The organism is Bacillus sp. FCW2, from assembly GCF_021228595.1.
In the GTDB taxonomy this organism is placed as follows: domain Bacteria; phylum Bacillota; class Bacilli; order Bacillales; family Bacillaceae; genus Bacillus; species Bacillus velezensis.
In genome coordinates, this window is record NZ_CP089436.1 from 3504439 (window position 1) to 3522990 (window position 18552).

17 protein-coding genes and 1 pseudogene are annotated in these 18552 nt (G+C 43.2%); 7 read left to right on the forward strand and 11 right to left on the reverse strand.

Annotated features, from left to right (window positions below; genetic code table 11):
* Positions 1-151: 151 nt before the first annotated feature.
* The 4 genes from K3G25_RS17215 (at position 152) to K3G25_RS17230 (ending at position 5277) form a co-directional block, all read left to right on the forward strand.
* A complete protein-coding gene (locus tag K3G25_RS17215) occupies positions 152-1690 on the forward strand; it encodes a glycoside hydrolase family 43 protein (RefSeq protein ID WP_232489756.1) in 1539 nt (512 codons plus the stop codon).
* Between the two features lie 61 nt (positions 1691-1751).
* Positions 1752-3023 (forward strand): glucuronoarabinoxylan endo-1,4-beta-xylanase XynC, encoded by a 1272-nt coding sequence (locus K3G25_RS17220; protein ID WP_022553272.1) that lies wholly within the window; start codon positions 1752-1754, stop codon positions 3021-3023.
* Between the two features lie 143 nt (positions 3024-3166).
* On the forward strand, positions 3167-3874 hold the full coding sequence (locus tag K3G25_RS17225) for a response regulator transcription factor (protein WP_154817702.1): 708 nt from the start codon (positions 3167-3169) through the stop codon (positions 3872-3874).
* Positions 3875-3876: 2 nt separating this feature from the next.
* A complete protein-coding gene (locus K3G25_RS17230) occupies positions 3877-5277 on the forward strand; it encodes a sensor histidine kinase (RefSeq protein ID WP_154817700.1) in 1401 nt (466 codons plus the stop codon).
* Positions 5278-5327: 50 nt separating this feature from the next.
* Here K3G25_RS17230 and K3G25_RS17235 read toward each other — a convergent pair whose 3' ends face one another.
* Positions 5328-5639, reverse strand: coding sequence for a magnetosome magnetite crystal formation protein family (locus K3G25_RS17235; RefSeq protein ID WP_017417895.1), 312 nt, complete (start codon positions 5637-5639; stop codon positions 5328-5330).
* 443 nt (positions 5640-6082) lie between these two features.
* Here K3G25_RS17235 and K3G25_RS17240 point away from each other — a divergent pair, with 443 nt between their 5' ends.
* The 3 genes and pseudogenes from K3G25_RS17240 (at position 6083) to thsB (ending at position 9254) form a co-directional block, all read left to right on the forward strand.
* Complete coding sequence (locus K3G25_RS17240; protein ID WP_154817699.1) at positions 6083-7582, forward strand: cellulase family glycosylhydrolase; 1500 nt, start codon at positions 6083-6085, stop codon at positions 7580-7582.
* Between the two features lie 296 nt (positions 7583-7878).
* Positions 7879-8692, forward strand: a pseudogene (thsA, locus tag K3G25_RS17245) (Thoeris anti-phage system NAD(+) hydrolase ThsA).
* Positions 8682-9254, forward strand: a complete 573-nt coding sequence (gene thsB, locus K3G25_RS17250) for a Thoeris anti-phage system ThsA activator ThsB (RefSeq protein ID WP_014418038.1) — start codon at positions 8682-8684, stop codon at positions 9252-9254. The pseudogene thsA and the gene thsB overlap by 11 nt, the downstream one beginning before the upstream one ends.
* 296 nt (positions 9255-9550) lie before the next feature.
* Here the strand turns inward: thsB and K3G25_RS17255 are convergent, their stop codons facing one another.
* From K3G25_RS17255 to K3G25_RS17300, 10 genes are all read right to left on the reverse strand, one after another.
* Positions 9551-9820: a hypothetical protein gene (locus tag K3G25_RS17255; RefSeq protein WP_014418037.1), complete on the reverse strand. Its 270-nt coding sequence runs from the start codon at positions 9818-9820 to the stop codon at positions 9551-9553.
* A 144-nt stretch (positions 9821-9964) separates the two neighbouring features.
* Positions 9965-10228, reverse strand: coding sequence for an MFS transporter (locus K3G25_RS17260; protein WP_014418036.1), 264 nt, complete (start codon positions 10226-10228; stop codon positions 9965-9967).
* Between the two features lie 181 nt (positions 10229-10409).
* Positions 10410-12038: a YndJ family protein gene (locus K3G25_RS17265; protein WP_232489437.1), complete on the reverse strand. Its 1629-nt coding sequence runs from the start codon at positions 12036-12038 to the stop codon at positions 10410-10412.
* Positions 12032-12640: a DUF4166 domain-containing protein gene (locus K3G25_RS17270; RefSeq protein WP_017417889.1), complete on the reverse strand. Its 609-nt coding sequence runs from the start codon at positions 12638-12640 to the stop codon at positions 12032-12034. The genes K3G25_RS17265 and K3G25_RS17270 overlap by 7 nt, the downstream gene beginning before the upstream one ends.
* Positions 12637-13452, reverse strand: a complete 816-nt coding sequence (locus tag K3G25_RS17275; RefSeq protein WP_232489438.1) for a hypothetical protein — start codon at positions 13450-13452, stop codon at positions 12637-12639. The genes K3G25_RS17270 and K3G25_RS17275 overlap by 4 nt, the downstream gene beginning before the upstream one ends.
* 118 nt (positions 13453-13570) lie before the next feature.
* Positions 13571-14842, reverse strand: coding sequence for an MFS transporter (locus K3G25_RS17280; RefSeq protein WP_173613553.1), 1272 nt, complete (start codon positions 14840-14842; stop codon positions 13571-13573).
* Between the two features lie 76 nt (positions 14843-14918).
* Positions 14919-15920, reverse strand: coding sequence for a substrate-binding domain-containing protein (locus K3G25_RS17285; RefSeq protein ID WP_061890633.1), 1002 nt, complete (start codon positions 15918-15920; stop codon positions 14919-14921).
* 83 nt (positions 15921-16003) lie between these two features.
* Positions 16004-16840: an SDR family oxidoreductase gene (locus tag K3G25_RS17290; protein WP_103526849.1), complete on the reverse strand. Its 837-nt coding sequence runs from the start codon at positions 16838-16840 to the stop codon at positions 16004-16006.
* Positions 16837-17913, reverse strand: a complete 1077-nt coding sequence (uxuA, locus tag K3G25_RS17295) for a mannonate dehydratase (protein WP_014418029.1) — start codon at positions 17911-17913, stop codon at positions 16837-16839. Before uxuA ends, K3G25_RS17290 begins: the two co-directional genes overlap by 4 nt.
* A gap of 1 nt (position 17914) precedes the next feature.
* Entirely contained in the window at positions 17915-18550 is a 636-nt protein-coding gene (locus tag K3G25_RS17300; RefSeq protein ID WP_014418028.1) for a bifunctional 2-keto-4-hydroxyglutarate aldolase/2-keto-3-deoxy-6-phosphogluconate aldolase, read from the reverse strand.
* Positions 18551-18552: the final 2 nt, after the last annotated feature.

Genomic DNA, 18552 nt, shown 5'->3' on the forward strand with positions numbered 1-18552 from the left:
CGCTGACTGCAATCGGCGGCATTTTTCATAAAAGAGGGTCAGATATTTGCAGCGTTTTCACTCTAAAAATCATTCATTTTACGCATTCTTCATGACCTGTTGTTATCATATTTTTTAAAAACCTAATATGCGGAAACAGGAGGATGTTAAGCTGATGAAAAAGTGCAGCGTATGTTTATTGATTCTTGCTTTATTATTGAGCTGTTTACCTGGGGAATATGCGAATGCGGTAAGCACTCCAATTGCAAAACATGCCGGGAATTCAAATCCGCTTATCGACCATCATCTGGGCGCAGATCCGTTTGCGCTGACCTATAACGGAAGAGTCTATATCTATATGTCAAGCGATGACTATGAATATAATAGCGACGGCACGATTAAGGATAATTCATTTGCCAATTTGAATAAAATATCCGTCATATCTTCAGCGGATATGGTGAACTGGACAGATCACGGAGCGATTCCCGCAGCGGGTGCCAATGGGGCGAATGGCGGCCGGGGGATTGCCAAATGGGCAGGAGCATCATGGGCCCCGTCAGCCGCGGTGAAAAAGATCAATGGTAAGGATAAATTTTTCCTTTATTTCGCAAACGGCGGCGGAGGTATCGGGGTTCTCACCGCAGACAGCCCGACCGGCCCATGGACAGATCCGATCGGAAAAGCGCTGGTAACGCCAAATACGCCAGGAATGTCCGGTGTTGTATGGCTTTTTGATCCGGCAGTATTCGTAGATGATGACGGTACCGGTTACCTATATGCCGGCGGAGGCGTTCCGGGCGGTTCAAATCCCGCACAGGGGCAATGGGCCAATCCTAAAACAGCAAGAGTCATGAAATTAGGGCCTGATATGACGAGTGTTGCCGGAAGTGCATCGACCATTGATGCGCCTTTTATGTTTGAAGATTCGGGAATGCATAAGTATAACGGAAAATATTACTATTCCTATTGTATCAATTTCGGGGGCGCTCACCCGGCCGATAAACCTCCAGGTGAGATCGGCTATATGACCAGCTCAAGTCCTATGGATTCTTTTTCGTATAGAGGGCACTTTCTGAAAAATCCGGGAGCATTTTTCGGAGGCGGCGGGAACAATCACCATGCTGTTTTCAATTTTAAAAACGAGTGGTATGTGGTGTATCATACTCAAACTGTCAGCTCCGCTCTTTACGGGGCCGGCAAAGGATACCGTTCTCCCCATATTAATAAGCTTGTGCATAATCCAGATGGCTCCCTGCAAGAGGTAGCGGCAAATTTTGCAGGTGTCAAACAGCTATCCAACTTGAATCCGTATCACCGGGTAGAAGCGGAAACGTTTACCTGGAACGGACGGATTTTGACAGAGGCATCCTCAGCACCCGGCGGGCCGGTCAATAATCAACATGTCACAAACATTCATAACGGAGACTGGATTGCTGTTGGAAATGCAGACTTCGGGTCAGGCGGTGCCAAGACGTTCAAAGCAAATGTAGCGTCCGCTCTTGGCGGAAAAATAGAAGTGCGGCTAGACAGTGCAAACGGTAAGCTTGTCGGAACCTTGAATGTCCCTTCGACAGGCGGAACGCAATCCTGGAGAGAAATAGAAACTGCGGTAAGCGGCGCATCCGGTGTTCACAACGTATTCTTTGTATTTACCGGAACTGGTACAGGAAACTTGTTTAATGTTGATTACTGGCAGTTTACACAAAGATAAGCAAAGGGAGACAAAGGTACGTTTTCTATGTCCATAAACGACATATGAAGGAGAGGGAAAAATGATGTCGAGCGTAAAAAAAACAATTTGTGTATTATTGGTATGTTTCACAATGCTGTCCGTCATGCTCTTAGGACCGGGAGTTACTGAAGTTTCAGCAGCAAGTGATGCAACAGTTAATATATCTGCAGAAAGACAAGTGATTCGCGGTTTTGGAGGAATGAACCACCCGGCTTGGATTGGAGACTTGACTGCAGCCCAACGGGAGACCGCTTTTGGCAATGGACAGAATCAGTTAGGTTTTTCGATCTTAAGAATTCATGTAGATGAAAATAGAAACAATTGGTACAAGGAAGTGGAGACTGCAAAGAGTGCGATCAAACATGGAGCAATCGTTTTTGCTTCCCCTTGGAATCCGCCAAACGATATGGTTGAGACTTTCAATCATAATGGTGACACATCAGCTAAGCGGCTGAGATACGATAAGTACGCCGCATACGCGCAGCATCTTAACGATTTCGTTAATTTCATGAAGAGTAATGGTGTGAATCTGTATGCGATTTCTATGCAAAACGAACCTGATTACGCTCACGAATGGACATGGTGGACGCCCCAAGAAATCCTGCGTTTCATGAGAGAGAATGCCGGTTCGATTAATGCCCGTGTGATTGCGCCAGAATCATTTCAATACCTGAAAAATATATCGGACCCCATTTTGAACGATCCGCAGGCGCTTAGGAATATGGATATCCTCGGAACCCACCTGTACGGCACTCAGGTCAGCCAATTCCCTTATCCTCTTTTCAAACAAAAAGGAGGAGGGAAAGAGCTATGGATGACGGAGGTATACTATCCGAATAGTGACAACAATTCAGCGGATCGCTGGCCTGAAGCTTTAGGTGTTTCAGAGCATATTCATCATTCAATGGTAGAGGGAGATTTTCAAGCTTATGTGTGGTGGTACATCCGCAGATCATACGGCCCTATGAAAGAAGATGGGATGATCAGCAAACGCGGATACAATATGGCTCATTTCTCAAAATTTGTGCGCCCTGGCTATGTAAGGATTGATGCAACGAAAAATCCTGAACCGAATGTTTACGTGTCAGCCTATAAAGGAGACAATAAAGTCGTGATTGTTGCCATTAATAAAAATAACACAGGGGTCAACCAAAACTTTGTACTGCAGAATGGAACTGCTTCGCAAGTATCCAGATGGATCACGAGCAGCAGCAGCAATCTTCAACCTGGAACGGATCTCAAAGTAACGGACAATCATTTTTGGGCCCATCTTCCGGCTCAAAGCGTGACAACATTTGTTGTAAAGCGTTAAAGGCATCAGCATTGCAATAAGCCAATTTTCTTACTCGAAAAAGAAAATTGGCTTATTTTCTGTGGGAGAGAAGTGTTGATTTTTTTAACGATACACGGACATTGGGTATAATAATGACAATGACTTCAAGGAGTGATCAATATATGTCACGGCTTCACAGCAAAGTATTAATCATAGACGATGAAAAAGAAATTTTGGAACTGATCAAAACCGTATTAATAAGAGAAGGCATTGATCGCGTAGTGACCGCTTCGACTGCCCGTGACGGATTGGCTCAATTTCATCAAGAAAATCCCGATCTTGTGATATTGGATATCATGCTGCCAGACGGTGAAGGCTATGATATCTGCAAGCAAATAAGAGACATTTCACACGTTCCTATTATCTTTTTGTCTGCAAAGGGGGAGGAAACGGATAAAATTGTAGGACTTGCCATCGGCGGAGACGACTACATTACAAAACCCGTCAGCCCTAAGGAAGTTGCATATCGGGTCAAAGCGCAGCTGAGACGGGTCTCTTACTTACAGCCTTCTCAAACCGGAACCGTAATAAAAAAAGGACCATTTGAATTAAACCAACAACAAGCTGAGCTCACCAAAAATGAAGCGGCTATTGAGTTAACACCTAAAGAACTTATGCTTATGACCTATTTTCTGCAGCATCCCAATCGGGTGATCAGTAAAGAAACACTCTATCAAGCTGTATGGGGAGAAGATTTCTTCGGTTCTGACAACACGGTGATGGTTCATATACGCAGGCTCCGTGAGAAAATAGAAAACACCCCATCAAAACCAGACTTTCTCGTCACTGTGAAAGGGTTAGGCTACAAATTTGTTGTAAAGGATGCGTAAGGATGAATTGGCGATTAACAGGCAGATATATGGTCTCTGTCATTATCGTGACCATCATTACAGTCTTCATTAATTTATTTATTTTTATGTTTTGGCTCGTTTTCCAGGCGAACAGCCAACATAACGAAGAAAGTACACCGGAAACTTTCACAAGATCATTCCGACAATATGTCACGTTATCGAACAATGGTATCACAGTAAACAAAGAGGGCCAAAAAGCTTTAAAAGAGCAGAATGCATGGATTCAAATATTAGATGAAAACGGACAGGATGTTTATCATGATAGAGAACCTAAAGGACTGAAGGAAAAATATACGCCTATTGAAATTGTAAATTTACATAAATATAAGGATGAACAATTATTATCAACCATTTACGCCGGCGGAAAAAAAGTAAACGGCAAGGAGTACAGTTACTTTATAGGGTTTAAAAATCCCTCTCTCGGAAAATATGTCCTCTCATATGATACCAAGGAATTTGTGACGAAGTTCAATGCAGGGACCATCATATTATTATCAATAGATGCATTGATCGCGTTACTCATCGGCTATCTATTCAGCCGGCAGCTCACAAAACCGCTCGGCCGTGTCATTCAAGGAATCCAGCGGTTAGCTAATGGAGATTATACGATCAAAATGAAATCCAAAGGCATTTATAAAGATGTCTTCTATAATGTCAATCATTTATCGGAACAACTATCTTCAAGCAAAAAAGAAAAAGATAAATTAGAGCAAATGCGTGAAGAGTGGATCAGTCATATTTCTCATGACATTAAAACACCATTAGCATCTATTCAAGGCTATGCAGAAATCATCCAAGATCCAAATTATCATCTAACAGTCGAACAGATCAGAGAGTACGCCCAGATCATTGAGAGTAAATCCCTCTATATGAAAGATGTGATGGAAGATTTAAATTTAACGACAAGGCTGAAAAACAACGATGTGATGTTACATACAGAGCGGGTAAACCTTGTATCGCTGCTGCGGGAAACGTTAATTGATATGTTAAACGATTCTAGATATGCGGATAAGTCCATTGAGCTTCAAACGAACCTGGAAAAGCTGATGCTGAATCTTGATGCGATATTGATTCGGAGAGCGGTCACGAATCTCATTTTAAATGCCCTCGTTCACAATGATCCTGATGTGAAGATCGTTGTACGGCTTGAACAAAAAGAACGGACTCATGTGACAATTAAGGACAATGGCAAAGGGATAGAAGAAGAGGAGCTGGAAAAAGTGTTTGATCGCTATTACAGGGGGACAAATACAGGAACGACGCATGCAGGCTCTGGTCTTGGAATGGCCATAGCAAAGGATATTATCCAAAAGCACGGAGGGGACATCACCATTCACAGCACCGCGGGAGAAGGGACAACGATAGATATACAATTATCATAATGACTATACAAAAAAACGGTTCTGCTGATTAATAACAGAACCGTTTTTTCCTATTGCTCCGAAAATACTTTGATTCCTTTGACAATGTTCCAAATGAAAAAATAGATCGCCACAAGGAATGTAACAGCATACGTCGCAAGCAGGAAAGGCCCGGCGTGCCTGATGTCATTCATACCAAGTAAACCTGAAGCGATGATGCCAATTCCAAAAATCAAATAAGGAATCAGATGCGTCCACAAAGATTTTTTCGCATGATATTTCACATCGTCCTGTCCTAAGAAATAGACGATAATCGGAAACAGAAACGGCGCAAAAAATATACTGAAGTAACATAATGAAGACAAAATTTTATTTTCTCTCAAACCTTTTCACCTCTATGATTTATTGAAGGGGAATTCTTCTGGCTGAATCCCTCACTGAAGTACAATCTTATTGTACAACTCCAACCTTAACCCGTATTAATCCAAACCTTACATCAACCTTACATTAACAAGGACGGGCAAGGGCTCGTCTTCTTACAGCAATCATAAGATTCAATGCCATATTGAGACTCATCACATTCAGCGTGTCTACGTTGGATTCGATTGAAAAATGACGTGTAAAGTCCCGTTTCAGTCCGGTTTTCTTTGTTCTATATGTGTCAGGTATGTCTTATTCAATAGAGATAGAGCAAATTGACAGGCTTTTACACCTCTCAAAAACAAGAAATTAGGTTGATAGACAATCATGAGAAAGATTTTTACAATGAGTTCGAGCTCATAAGAAGTGAAGAGCCAAAATGATGCGAAGGAGGAAAAGATCAGATATGAAACGGTCAATTTCTATTTTTATTACGTGTTTATTGATTGCGGTATTGACAATGGGCGGCTTGCTGCCTTCGCCGGCATCTGCAGCAGGGACAAAAACGCCAGTAGCCAAGAATGGTCAGCTTAGCATAAAAGGTACACAACTCGTAAACCGCGACGGCAAAACGGTACAACTGAAAGGGATCAGTTCACATGGATTGCAATGGTATGGCGATTTCGTCAATAAAGACAGCTTAAAATGGCTGAGAGACGATTGGGGCATCACCGTTTTCCGCGCGGCGATGTATACGGCAGATGGCGGTTATATTGACAACCCGTCCGTGAAAAATAAAGTAAAAGAAGCGGTTGAAGCGGCAAAAGAACTTGGGATATATGTCATCATTGACTGGCATATCTTAAATGACGGCAACCCAAACCAAAATAAAGAGAAGGCAAAAGAATTTTTCAAGGAGATGTCAAGTCTTTACGGAAACACACCAAACGTCATTTATGAAATTGCAAACGAACCAAACGGTGACGTGAACTGGAAGCGTGATATTAAACCGTATGCGGAAGAAGTGATTTCCGTTATCCGCAAAAATGATCCAGACAACATCATCATTGTCGGAACCGGTACGTGGAGCCAGGATGTGAATGATGCTGCAGATGATCAGCTAAAAGATGCAAACGTCATGTACGCGCTTCATTTTTATGCCGGCACACACGGCCAATCTTTACGGGATAAAGCAAACTACGCACTCAGCAAAGGAGCGCCTATTTTCGTGACGGAATGGGGAACAAGCGATGCGTCTGGAAATGGCGGTGTATTCCTTGGCCAGTCGCGGGAATGGCTGAATTATCTCGACAGCAAGAACATCAGCTGGGTGAACTGGAATCTTTCTGATAAGCAGGAATCATCCTCGGCTTTAAAGCCGGGAGCATCTAAAACAGGCGGCTGGCCGCTTACAGATTTAACTGCTTCAGGAACATTCGTAAGAGAAAACATTTGCAGCTACAAAGATTCAACGAAAGAACGCCCTGAAACGCCAGCACAAGATAACCCCACACAGGAAAAAGGCATTTCTGTACAATACAAAGCAGGGGATGGGCGTGTGAACAGCAATCAAATCCGCCCGCAGCTTCACATAAAAAATAACGGCAATGCGACGGTGGATTTAAAAGGTGTCACTGCCCGTTACTGGTATAACGCGAAAAACAAAGGCCAAAACTTTGACTGTGACTACGCGCAGATTGGATGCGGCAATCTGACCCACAAATTTGTGACGCTGCATAAACCTAAGCAAGGTGCAGATACCTATCTGGAACTGGGGTTTAAAACAGGAACACTGTCACCGGGAGCAAGCACAGGGAATATTCAGCTTCGTCTTCACAACGATGACTGGAGCAATTATGCACAAAGCGGCGATTATTCCTTTTTCCAATCAAATACGTTTAAAACAACGAAAAAAATCACATTATATCATCAAGGAAAACTGATTTGGGGAACAGAACCCAATTAGTTAAGCTTTAGGCGGACATCAGCAACGATGTCCGCTTTTATCATCTTAACAGCAATACAAGGAGGTTTACGTGGCGGATGAAACTCTGAAACAGTATATGGGCCTGTACAAATGTTGTTAGCAATCTCAAGAAAGCCCAGGAGTAGATATGATTCACTGAACAAATGTTCAATTTAAATCTAATAATGAAGAGGGCCTAGTCAAAGGCGCTCTTCATTATTAGATAAGACATAATCATTACACAAGATTTATGTCATGGTTCTATATTCATATTTTCATTGTAATAAATTGAAAATATGAATATAATAGGTAGTGATCGCAATACTAACATTGGAGGTTTTATGTGGAAGTTTAAAGAATTAATAAGAGATAAAACATTTAGAAGGTGGGCTCTGAGTATAATTCTGACTATTCCAACTAGTGTGAGTACATTCATTTCATTTCTAGACTTGGATGCTCGTTGTAGATTAATTATTTTACTTATATTAGTAGGGTTGTCGCTAGTCATAATAATTGTTCAATTCATTAGACTACTTTTTATGAATAATATCACTCTTAATCTCAATGGTTCCGAAGTTGAAATTAAAAAAGGTGATATTTTTGAAGTGCCAAGAAATAATTATAAAGTCATTGCATTTAATGAGTATTTTGACACTCAAGTAGATGACGTAATAATCGCCCGCGAAACATTAAATGGTCAATATATAAAGCGTTATTATTCACATCAAGATATCACTGAGTTGGATCAGAAAATTAAAGATGACGTAAAACTTAAAATTGAAGAAAAAAATGTTGAAAGACCTTTTGGAGGAAAAACAACACGTTACAGCTTGGGATCAGTCTTTAAAGATATGGATTTTTTTCTAGTTGCTTTTTCGAAGTTTGATAGGGAAAATCGTGCCCAATTAAAACTAAATGAATATGCAAGCTGCATGCTTAATGTATGGAATGAAATCAATACATTACATGCAAGCAAAGAAGTGTTTATCCCCTTATTAGGTTCTGGAATAACAAGACATGTGGATTCTGATGTTGGAGTCTTTGTACAAAAATGATCACAAGAAGATCAATTTTTATAAGTTAAAGGAGTTTGAGAAGAATGGGTTATAGGAATGGAAATTATGCTGCTTTCTATGTCAGTGAACCGTTTAGTGAAAGTAGTTTAGGGGCTAATGCAACCAAGGATTTTGTGTCGTATAACATGTTAAGAGCATGGAAAGGAAAAGATAATAACTACCCATTTAATGACTCCCACGATAAAACATACAATGTACGGGACGGTAGTGATTGGGAGAAAACATTAAAGCCAAGATTAAGAAAAAGATTAGATCAATCAAAAAATATAATCTTTTTTTTAAGTAAGCATACTGAAAACAGCAAAGCTTTGCGAGAAGAAATTGATTACGGTATTAATGTGAAGGGGCTACCAGTTATCGTTGTATACCCTGAACTTTCCGAAAAGAGTGACATCATCGACTGCACTACAAAGGTTTTCAGATCAGAAGTGGTGAATTTATGGAGTCGAGTCCCTGTTTTTAAAGACTCTATGCTAAAGGTACCAACTATTCATATTCCTTATAAAAAAGACCAAATTAAAAAAGCTTTAGAGAACAAAGATTTTATGATTAATTCAAAGATTTCTGCAGGTTCGGTTTATTTTTATCCATGTTAATCTATTATGGGTGAATATAATTTAAAGAGAAAGAATAGATTTTCAGTTTCGTCCTCATGGTAGCTCATTAATTCAAAAACCTCTATGACCAATTTAATTTATTGAGGAGGTAGAGGTTTTGGTATTAAAATGATGAAGATAGATTATTGGATATGAATTTCATTTCATCTAGTTTACATAATATATATTCTAGGAAGTTAAATCTTTAATGAAAATTCTGTCTCGTTATCTTAAGTATACTTAGTTGGTGAGACAGAATTAAAAAAATAGGATGTATTACGATTTGTATTTATTTCTTACTGCTTTACATAGCATCGATCTTTATAAATTGTTTCACACTTTACTTCTTCCACATCAACTTTGCCATCGGATAATCTTGTGTAAACATAAACCCATTTTTCATTTCCGTTTTTAATAAACATGTCGAATTTAAAAGCGTCAGTATATTTGTCCATGACCCAGATCAATCCCGGAAGAGTTTCTGCTTTTGCTGGCGACACAGAAACTAATAATGCTCCAGCAATTACAGCCGCACCGGCTATTTTTTTAATTTTACTTTTTAACATTAATATTGCCCCCTTATGATTTATTGCCTGCTGCTTTCTCACTTAGCAGGTAATCTGATTTTACCATCTTGTACAAAGGGAATTTGTCATATTTTGTAGATAGGATACTTATTTTCACTAAAAATACATATATTGTCATGAATTTTATCCGATCCCCACATACAACAAGCTGATTTCTTTCTCACTGACACCTATACGCAGCGCATATGCCGTTGTGAAGCCAAACATTTTCGTAAAAATCATGTCATGGGCTAAAATGGATAAAAACGAGATTTTCAGCAAGGACATATGCCCGGCTGCCTTCACCATACCGCTCAATGTAACAGGTATCTTTGCGGTCGTTTTCATTTCGCGAATCATGAAAGACAGGCAAAGACTGGCAAGACCGAGGCTGCGTCCCATCCTCATTCACTGACAACATAACCGCTCATGCCCATCCCTGACAGCTGAGCTAACACGAGAATAAATGAGATCCAGCGGATGACTCCTTTCGTGTCATCCGCCGCAAAATAGCTCGCAAATAAAATGGTGAATATAACCCATGTAGATGAGAAAAAGCCGCCTGATGAACAGACGGCTCTGCAGCTTGTTATTTGCTTCGGTTACCTGAGGAAGCATGAGTGATCCGATAATGCACAGTTAAAAATTTCAGTCCGAACAGCCACATATGATGAACGGCCTTCAGGCTTGTTTCGCTCTGGGCTGAAATAAGAAATGTCTCTGCCAGCGGAAGATGACACGCCCCCCATTTCGTCTGCAGATAAATCCCTTCATCACCCGCTCCGCTTTTTCGCCGTCTGCTTGTCAAAACAAGATTCTGCTTACGCGCATAAGGTTTTAAAATGCCCGTCATTTGGCCGTACGGCAGCGGAAGAGAGATATTCATGTATCCTTCCCCTTTTGACCTGTACGCTGAATACAGCGCAGTAAAAACGGTTTCCTGCTTTTCATTTGTTCTGATCCACGCACGGACATTTTTTCTGCCGTCTTTGTCAGAGTCAACTCCTATAATATCACTGTGCATAATATACCAATCCGGATTCATGGATAGGTGAATCTGCCCCGCTCTTCTGCTGAACGGCTCGTACACGCGCGCGAACGGACGAAACCATCTGCTCCACGTCACTTTTGCCATGATGTCATAATCAATTGTCTCTTCATAAAAGGAAATAACGGCCGGCGCCAGTTTTTCAGTTGAAAAGTCTTCAGAATGCAGTTCTCTCAGCTGATCCAGAAGGCCGTTATAATGGATGTCATTTGCTGCATGAATATCTGTCAAAAATTCTTTGCCTATCGTTCTCTTCCCGTAAATACGGCTGAATGTTCTTTCACTGTCCTCATCAAACGGTCTCGGATTTTCCAACTTCCACCCCGCCAAAGCCGGCAGGATAACGCCGAATGCATTGACGGCCCCGTGAATCCAAATCATCTGGCTGATCGTGAGCGTTGCCTCCTCGCGGTAGACACCGTACGAATATATCAAAGAAAAAGCAATTGTGATCATTAACACAGCCGATGAACTCCTGATCAAGACCCTGCCTGTTTTCGTAACAAACGGCGCCTTAAAGACGAGATATGCATTTACATACAGACCCGCCAGATACAGAGCGACAGCAATCACATCAAGTGTCTTTGAAAATGTAATCCCCAAGGCAATAAGGATCGGCGAAATCAAAATAATGACCGTACTCCACTGGTAAAGTTCGCGTTTCTCCCGTATGATCCTGCCGAGCAATCCGTTAAAGATCGGAATGAGGAAAGCGGAATAGTGAAAGTGCACCGCCGTCAGCAGAACGATAAGCGGGCCGAAATTCATGACGGGAATCTCAAGGACATATGCGAAGAACCAGAATCCGCCCCCGGCCAAATAAATGAAACCCGCCCTAACAGATATCTCTTCTGTTCTGTGAATATTTGTTTTCATCAGCCGCCGGACAGCATACAGTGCCAGCCCAAGCGTATAAATGAGCCACACAAAGGCAAAAAAACTGAAGTCTGTGACAAGCGCAAGCACCGCACATATAGCGGCAACAGGATAACTCCGTAACAACACATTCTCTAAGGTCTTTGACGGCCGAAAAGCAAAATCGAATACAGCAGGAACGAAAAAAAGTACAGAAAATAAAACAAACGTCTCAGTAGCTGATATATGCGGAGCTTCAGCCGCCGCAAATCCCAAAAAGCAAATCACGCTTACCATGAGATGACGCTTCAGCATGTTTCTCCCTCTGTTTCCCGGAAAGTCCCCCGGTAAGAGAAAAGCGTGCCGAGTATCCGATTTTTCACATGAACCTTTATGCTGAAGCAATTCATTTCCTCATCATAAGCCTCATAAACGGTTGAACTTCCGCACAGCCATGCCGGAAGCGGGATTTTCTTTCCGCCTATCAGGAGCCACTGCCTTCCGGATGTAATAACAAGCCCTCCTTCTGAAGACGCTTCTAAATGCAGTTCAGACAGTAGGATGTGAGGTTTGCCGAAGTAATCAAGAATTCTGTTTTCCCGCTCATCATATTCCATGACAGCATCAAAAAAACGCGTTTTGCCTTTAAAGAAAAAGGTACGATTCCATTCCACGCCATTTTGCCTGTTTTTGTTTTCGATAGTGAAAGGGATATCGTTTCCCCTCTCTGAGAAAAAACATCTGAAAAAAACACCTGTCTTTAAAAGCATTCTGACAAGAAAAGAACCTCCCTTTATTTCTGACATAACGCCTTCTCCGCAAAACGTGCGTGATCCGTCAAATCTGTACCGTTTCTGCAGCATCGGGTGCAGTGATTGATAATGAGTAATTGCTTTTTCATACATTGAATCCGTCATTTCACTTCTCTCTTTCGTTTTGTATGCCAGGCGCTCGGCAGCTTGAGCTTAAGAATCATGCCGGCTATCGTAAGCACTCCTAATGAGATCACGAATCCGCCGCCGGAATATAGCAGTGCCGTTACACAAAAGAAGACTGACTGCCCGGTGTGAATCAGCCACTTTCTCCGCATGGGAAGCAGCCATAATACCCCTAACCCTGTCTCCAGCGCTCCCCTCACGATCTCTGCATCGGCACAGCCATCATGAAAGCCTTGAAAAAACCAATACAGACTGAATACGAGACACATACAGACATAGACAAACCCGAAACGGACTGATATCTTCGGATGTCTGTTTTGTTCTATCCAAAGCCGCAACGCATCAAAGCTCCATGCGGTAGCCCAGCTTAGCAGAGGACGAAATAAAAACCGGTCTATCCAACTTCCCGGCAGACCGCGGGCCGTTTCATATTGATATTGAGTCAAAAATGCGGTTTGTCCGTTATCCCGCTCTATATACTTCCAGTAGCCCCTGCCTTCTTTTATAAGTGACAGCGGATGATCAGAGGCAAAAGCGAGCGAAGACACTCTTTCTGACGAGCGAGGCCTTATGTCACCTATTGATTCACCCGTGCCGGATACCTTCAGCCCAAAACCGATTCGTGTTTCATATAGAAATCTCTGCGGTTCATCTGGCAGCCTATGAAGATATGTAATGTCAGAAAAACGCAGATCCCATTCCTTATGAAGATGCGGGGTTTGCGTATATTCCCAAAGTGTTTCTATATCTGATGCAATATTGATTTCGACATATATCGGCTTCTGTTTCATGCTCCCTCCTCTTCCCTTCTTTTGTAAACAATTCCTATATTATCATAGGAACAGATCAAGCGGCAGAACGAAAAGGCCATCCCGTTATCGGCAGGACAGCCTCAGTGGCTTTGATGACTTACGAATAAGGTATCGTGTCTTTTTTATCTTCAGAAGCGGTTTGAATGATAATCGGGCGCACGAAACGGATTACCGCAGCCGAGGCCAAAACGGCTAATCCGCCTGCAAGCAAAAACGCCCCCGAGAATGATCCGCTTTTGTCCGCGATAAAGCCGGTTAAAGCAGGCCCGATAATACCGGCCGTGTTTGCAAGAAAATGCATAAAGCCGCCGACTGACCCGACATTCCTTTGATCAACCACATCATGAATGACCGCCCAATAGATAGAGCCCGTTATATATAAAAAGAAGACTGATAAAGCAACGAGAATAACGGCACTTACGGTAGTGGTAACAAGTCCGGCAAATCCGATCAGTACAGCGGAAGCGAACAGACAAGTGACAAGAATGACTTTCCGTGAGAACAAAACGCCTTTTCCGGCGGTTTTTTTGAATACATAATCAGAAATCATTCCGCCTGCCGCCAAACCGATAAATCCAAGAATCCAGGGAATAACAGTCACCACGCTCATAAATTCAACACTTAAACCGCGTTCTTTCACCAGATAGCTCGGAAACCATGTTAAGAAGAAAAATAAAATGTAGTTGTAGGCGAAAAAGGCAAAAGCCGTGAAGAGAACCGTTTTTTGTTTCAAATAAAAGGTCATCGGGATATGCTGCTCATGCGATTGAATCGCTGCTTTGATTGCCGGGACGTCTTCCGTCGGCGCCGGCCGTTCTTTGACAAATTTAAACCAGATGAGCGCCCAGACTAAACCGATGATCATGATCAGGACAAAGGAAACTTTCCAGCTGAACGCCACAGCAATCATCCCGACAATCGGGCCGGAAATCGCTCCGCCGAGCGGCGTTCCGCTGTTTGTCAGGCCGATGACCGTGGCGCGCTGAGACGGAGGAAACCAATTGTTGACCATTTTGCTTATGGCAGCCGACAGCGGCCCCTCCCCCATACCGAATAAAACACGGATAATCAAAAGACTTACAAATCCGAAAGCAAGCGCAACCGCTCCGCTGAAAAGAGACCAAACGATCATCGCCGTACATAATGTCAATTTAGCCCCGTACCGGTCAGATGCAACACCGCCGAGAAAGTTAAACACAGCGTATCCGACAGAGAAACTGCTGAAAATCAGCCCCATTTGGGTTGCCGACAATGTGAGATCCTGTTGTATGAACGGCGCTGCAATAGACAGCGCTGAGCGGTCTAAATAGTTAATCACCCCGGCTGAAAATAAAAGAAGAATAATAGGGAATCTATCCTTTGAGAACATAAAATCCCTCCCTCTTATTTCATAATATTCAGATATTAAAATTGCCGGAGTAAACCGGTTTATGCAATGAAACCGGTTATCCGGATTGCCTTGCGAGCAGCGCCGGTTTATAGCGGTGAATCCGTTTTTCACCGCCATCTTTTTCTTGTATCTGGCGAAGAAGAAGGCTTCCCGCTTTTCGCGCCATTTCTGCCGCAGGCTGAACGATCGTCGTAATCGGAGGAGTAAAAAAACCCGCAAAAGGAACTTCATCAATTCCGATGACGGCTGCCTTATCCGGAATTGTCATATCATGCTCCTTCATATACTTCAGCACCTCAACAAGAACGATATCGTTTGCCGCCAATATCGCTTTCGGAGGCTCTTCAAGTGAGAACAGCTCTGACAAAACATTGGAAATATCAGCCGCATCGGCTGTTTTGATATATTCGTTCCGCACTATCATTCCGTGGCGGTCAAGCGCCTTCTTATACCCTTCAATCCTTTCTACCCTCGGACTGATTTCCCGAATAATGGACGTCGTAATAATCGCGATTCTCTTTATGCCGCTTTCGATAAACCGGTCAACGGCAAGACCGGCTGCATGATGATTATCAAGCATCACTGTCGGAATCCCGAGTTCTTCAATGGTTCTGTCCATAAACACGACCGGAAACGTATCGCGTTTCATCTTTTCATATAAAGAGAGATTTTCGCCCGTCGGAAAAATAATAATTCCGTCCACCTGCTTGGCCCGCAGCATTTCAATATATTTCTTTTCTTTTTCCGGTTTATCATCCGCATTGCAGACAATAATATGAAATCCTTGTTCATGAAAATAGTCTTCCACCGCCCTGATGACCTGAGTGGAAAAGGTGTGAAGAATATTAGCAACCACCACACCTACTGTAAATGTTGATTTCTGTTTTAAGCTGCGGGCGACGAAATTCGGCTGATAGTTCAGCTCTTGAATGGCCGCTTCTATTTTTTGTTTCGTTTTCTCGCTCATATAGTCATAGCGCTGATTTAAAAATTGAGATACGGTGCTTTTAGATACGTTTGCATATTTCGCCACATCAGAAATTGTAATGGTTTTCATAGACTCATCCCCGTCTGTCTTCATTTTTCACTAGTATAAGTCAGAAGTAAATGGTTTACAATCTGACAGGGACATGGATTCTGTCACACTCCGGAATAAGCCATAAAACCTCCGTCGACGGGAACGGTGACCCCGGTGACAAAGCCCGAGCATGAATCATCCGAAAGCCACAGGAGCGTTCCCAGAAGGTCTTCCGGTTTCCCGAAACGTTTCATCGGTGTATGTGCCATAATCTTATTGGATCGGTCTGTCAGACTTCCATCTTCCTGTAATAACAACTCACGGTTTTGCGCTGTCAAAAAGAAACCCGGAGCGATGGCATTCACCCGCAGCCCTTTTTTTGCGAAATGAACAGCCATCCACATCGTAAAATTCTGAATCGCCGCCTTGGCCGCGCTGTAGGCGGGCACCTTTGTCATCGGTGTATACGCACTCATAGAAGAAATATTAATAATCGCGGGACATTCCGCCTTCAAAAGGTCTTTTCCAAACACTTGCGATGCCAGAAATGCACCGGTAAAGTTGGTTGAAAATACGCTGGAAAACCCCGTTTCGTCCATATCAAAAAATGATGTGCCCTGTTCATCCTCTTCATACGTCTCACTTGCAGTGATCGCATCAGGATGATTTCCCCCGGCTCCGTTAATTAAAAGATTGACAGAACCGAACCGGCTGATAATCTCGTCTTTTGCCTTTTCGAGCGAATCACGGGCTGAAACATCAGCCGGTACAGAAACCGCGGTTCCTCCAGCGTCAGCAATCTCGCCCGCCGCACGCTCTGCTTTATCAGCATTCCGGCTGACGATCGCAATTTTCATCCCCTGCCGTGAAAGCTCCTTTGCCATTGCTGAACAGAGAACACCGCTCCCGCCTGTTATGACAGCGGTTCTTCCTGATAAACATTCATGAATCGGTCTCATCTCTTCACCCCTTTCTCATGAGACGAGAACGCATCCCACAGTCCGTTCAAGTACATAATTCCTAAGGCGCGATCATATAAACCATAACCCGGCCGGCATTGTTCGCCCCAGATATGACGGCCGTGATCAGGCCGTACATATCCTTTATAGTCTTGGCCGTGCAATTCTTTTACCACACCGGTAATATCAATGGACCCATCACTGGTAAGATGCGAAGTTTCCGTAAAATCACCGTTATCGCAGATTTTCACATTTCGTATATGGGCAAACGGCGCAGCTCCCGCATAGTGTTTGGCGATCTTCACCATATCATTGGCGGGATCCGCTCCCATCGAACCCGTGCATAACGTAATACAGTTGGCGGGTGAATGTGAAATCTCTCGCAGCTTTTCATAACTTTTCTCACCGGTGATAATACGGGGCAGGCCAAAAATTGACCAGGGCGGATCATCCGGATGAATGGCCATTTGAATGCCGTGTTCCTCCGCTACAGGAAGAATTTCATGTAAAAAGAACTCAAGATTGGCCCAAAGCTGTTTTTCATCAACCGTTTGATAGGCCTCAAACAGTTCCTTGATCCGGGCCATTTTCTCCGGCTCCCACCCGGGAAGCGTCAAATCAGAAGATTCTTCAACCGTGCGGATCAGTTCCTCCGGAGATAGACTTTCCACTTTCGCTTTTTCAAAAAACAGTGCGGTTGACCCATCCTCCAGCGCGCGGAACATATCGGTACGCGTCCAGTCAAATATCGGCATGAAATTGTAACAGATGACTTTCACACCGAATTCGGACAGATTGCGAATGGTCTGTTTATAGTGCTCAATATATTGTCCGCGTTCTTCATGACCGAGTTTAATGGCTTCATGAACATTCACGCTTTCCACGACCTCTGCATGAAACCCATAGGATTGAATGACTCTGACTTCCGCTTCAATGTCCTCCTTTTCCCATACTTCGCCCGCGGGCTTCTGGTGAAGAGCCCAGACGATGCCTTTGACCCCGGGAATTTGTCTGACATGTTCAAGAGTCACCGTATCATTACCTTGGCCATACCAGCGAAACGTGATATTCATGTTACACCCCCGTATATTCGTTTTTTCGGCAGACGTATTCTTTGCTGAGGGATACGGCAGCTTCATAGCCGCCCTTTTGATATGCTTTTGTCAAGTCGCTTCCCACACCCACCGCGACCGCTCCGGCAGAGAGCCAGTCATTCATGCTGTTTAATGAGATACCCCCGGTCGGCATAATGCGGACATTCGGCAGAGGACCGTTGACCGACTTGATAAATGAAGGGTCAAACGAATTAGCGGGGAACAGCTTTACCACATCACATCCGGCTTCGAGCGCCAAAGCCATATCAGACACGCTCATGCATCCCGGAAGATACGGTACGCTGTACTGGTTGCATAGAGATGCTATCTCTTTTACAAAATGAGAGCTGACGATAAATGAGGCGCCTGATAAAATGGCGTGTCTCGCCGTTTCTGTATCCATTACAGAGCCGGCTCCAAGAAGAATATCTTGATGCCGGAGTTCCTTAAAGACATCTTCCACTTCAGGAGTTGTGTATGTAAGCTCAATGGCGCTGATACCTCCTGAAATGGCCGCTCTTGAAACTTCAAGCGCCTCTTGGCTGTTTTGTCCCCTTATGACAGCCACCACTTGTGCATGCAGAAGTTTTTCGTAAATAGCGTACTTAGGCAGCATTC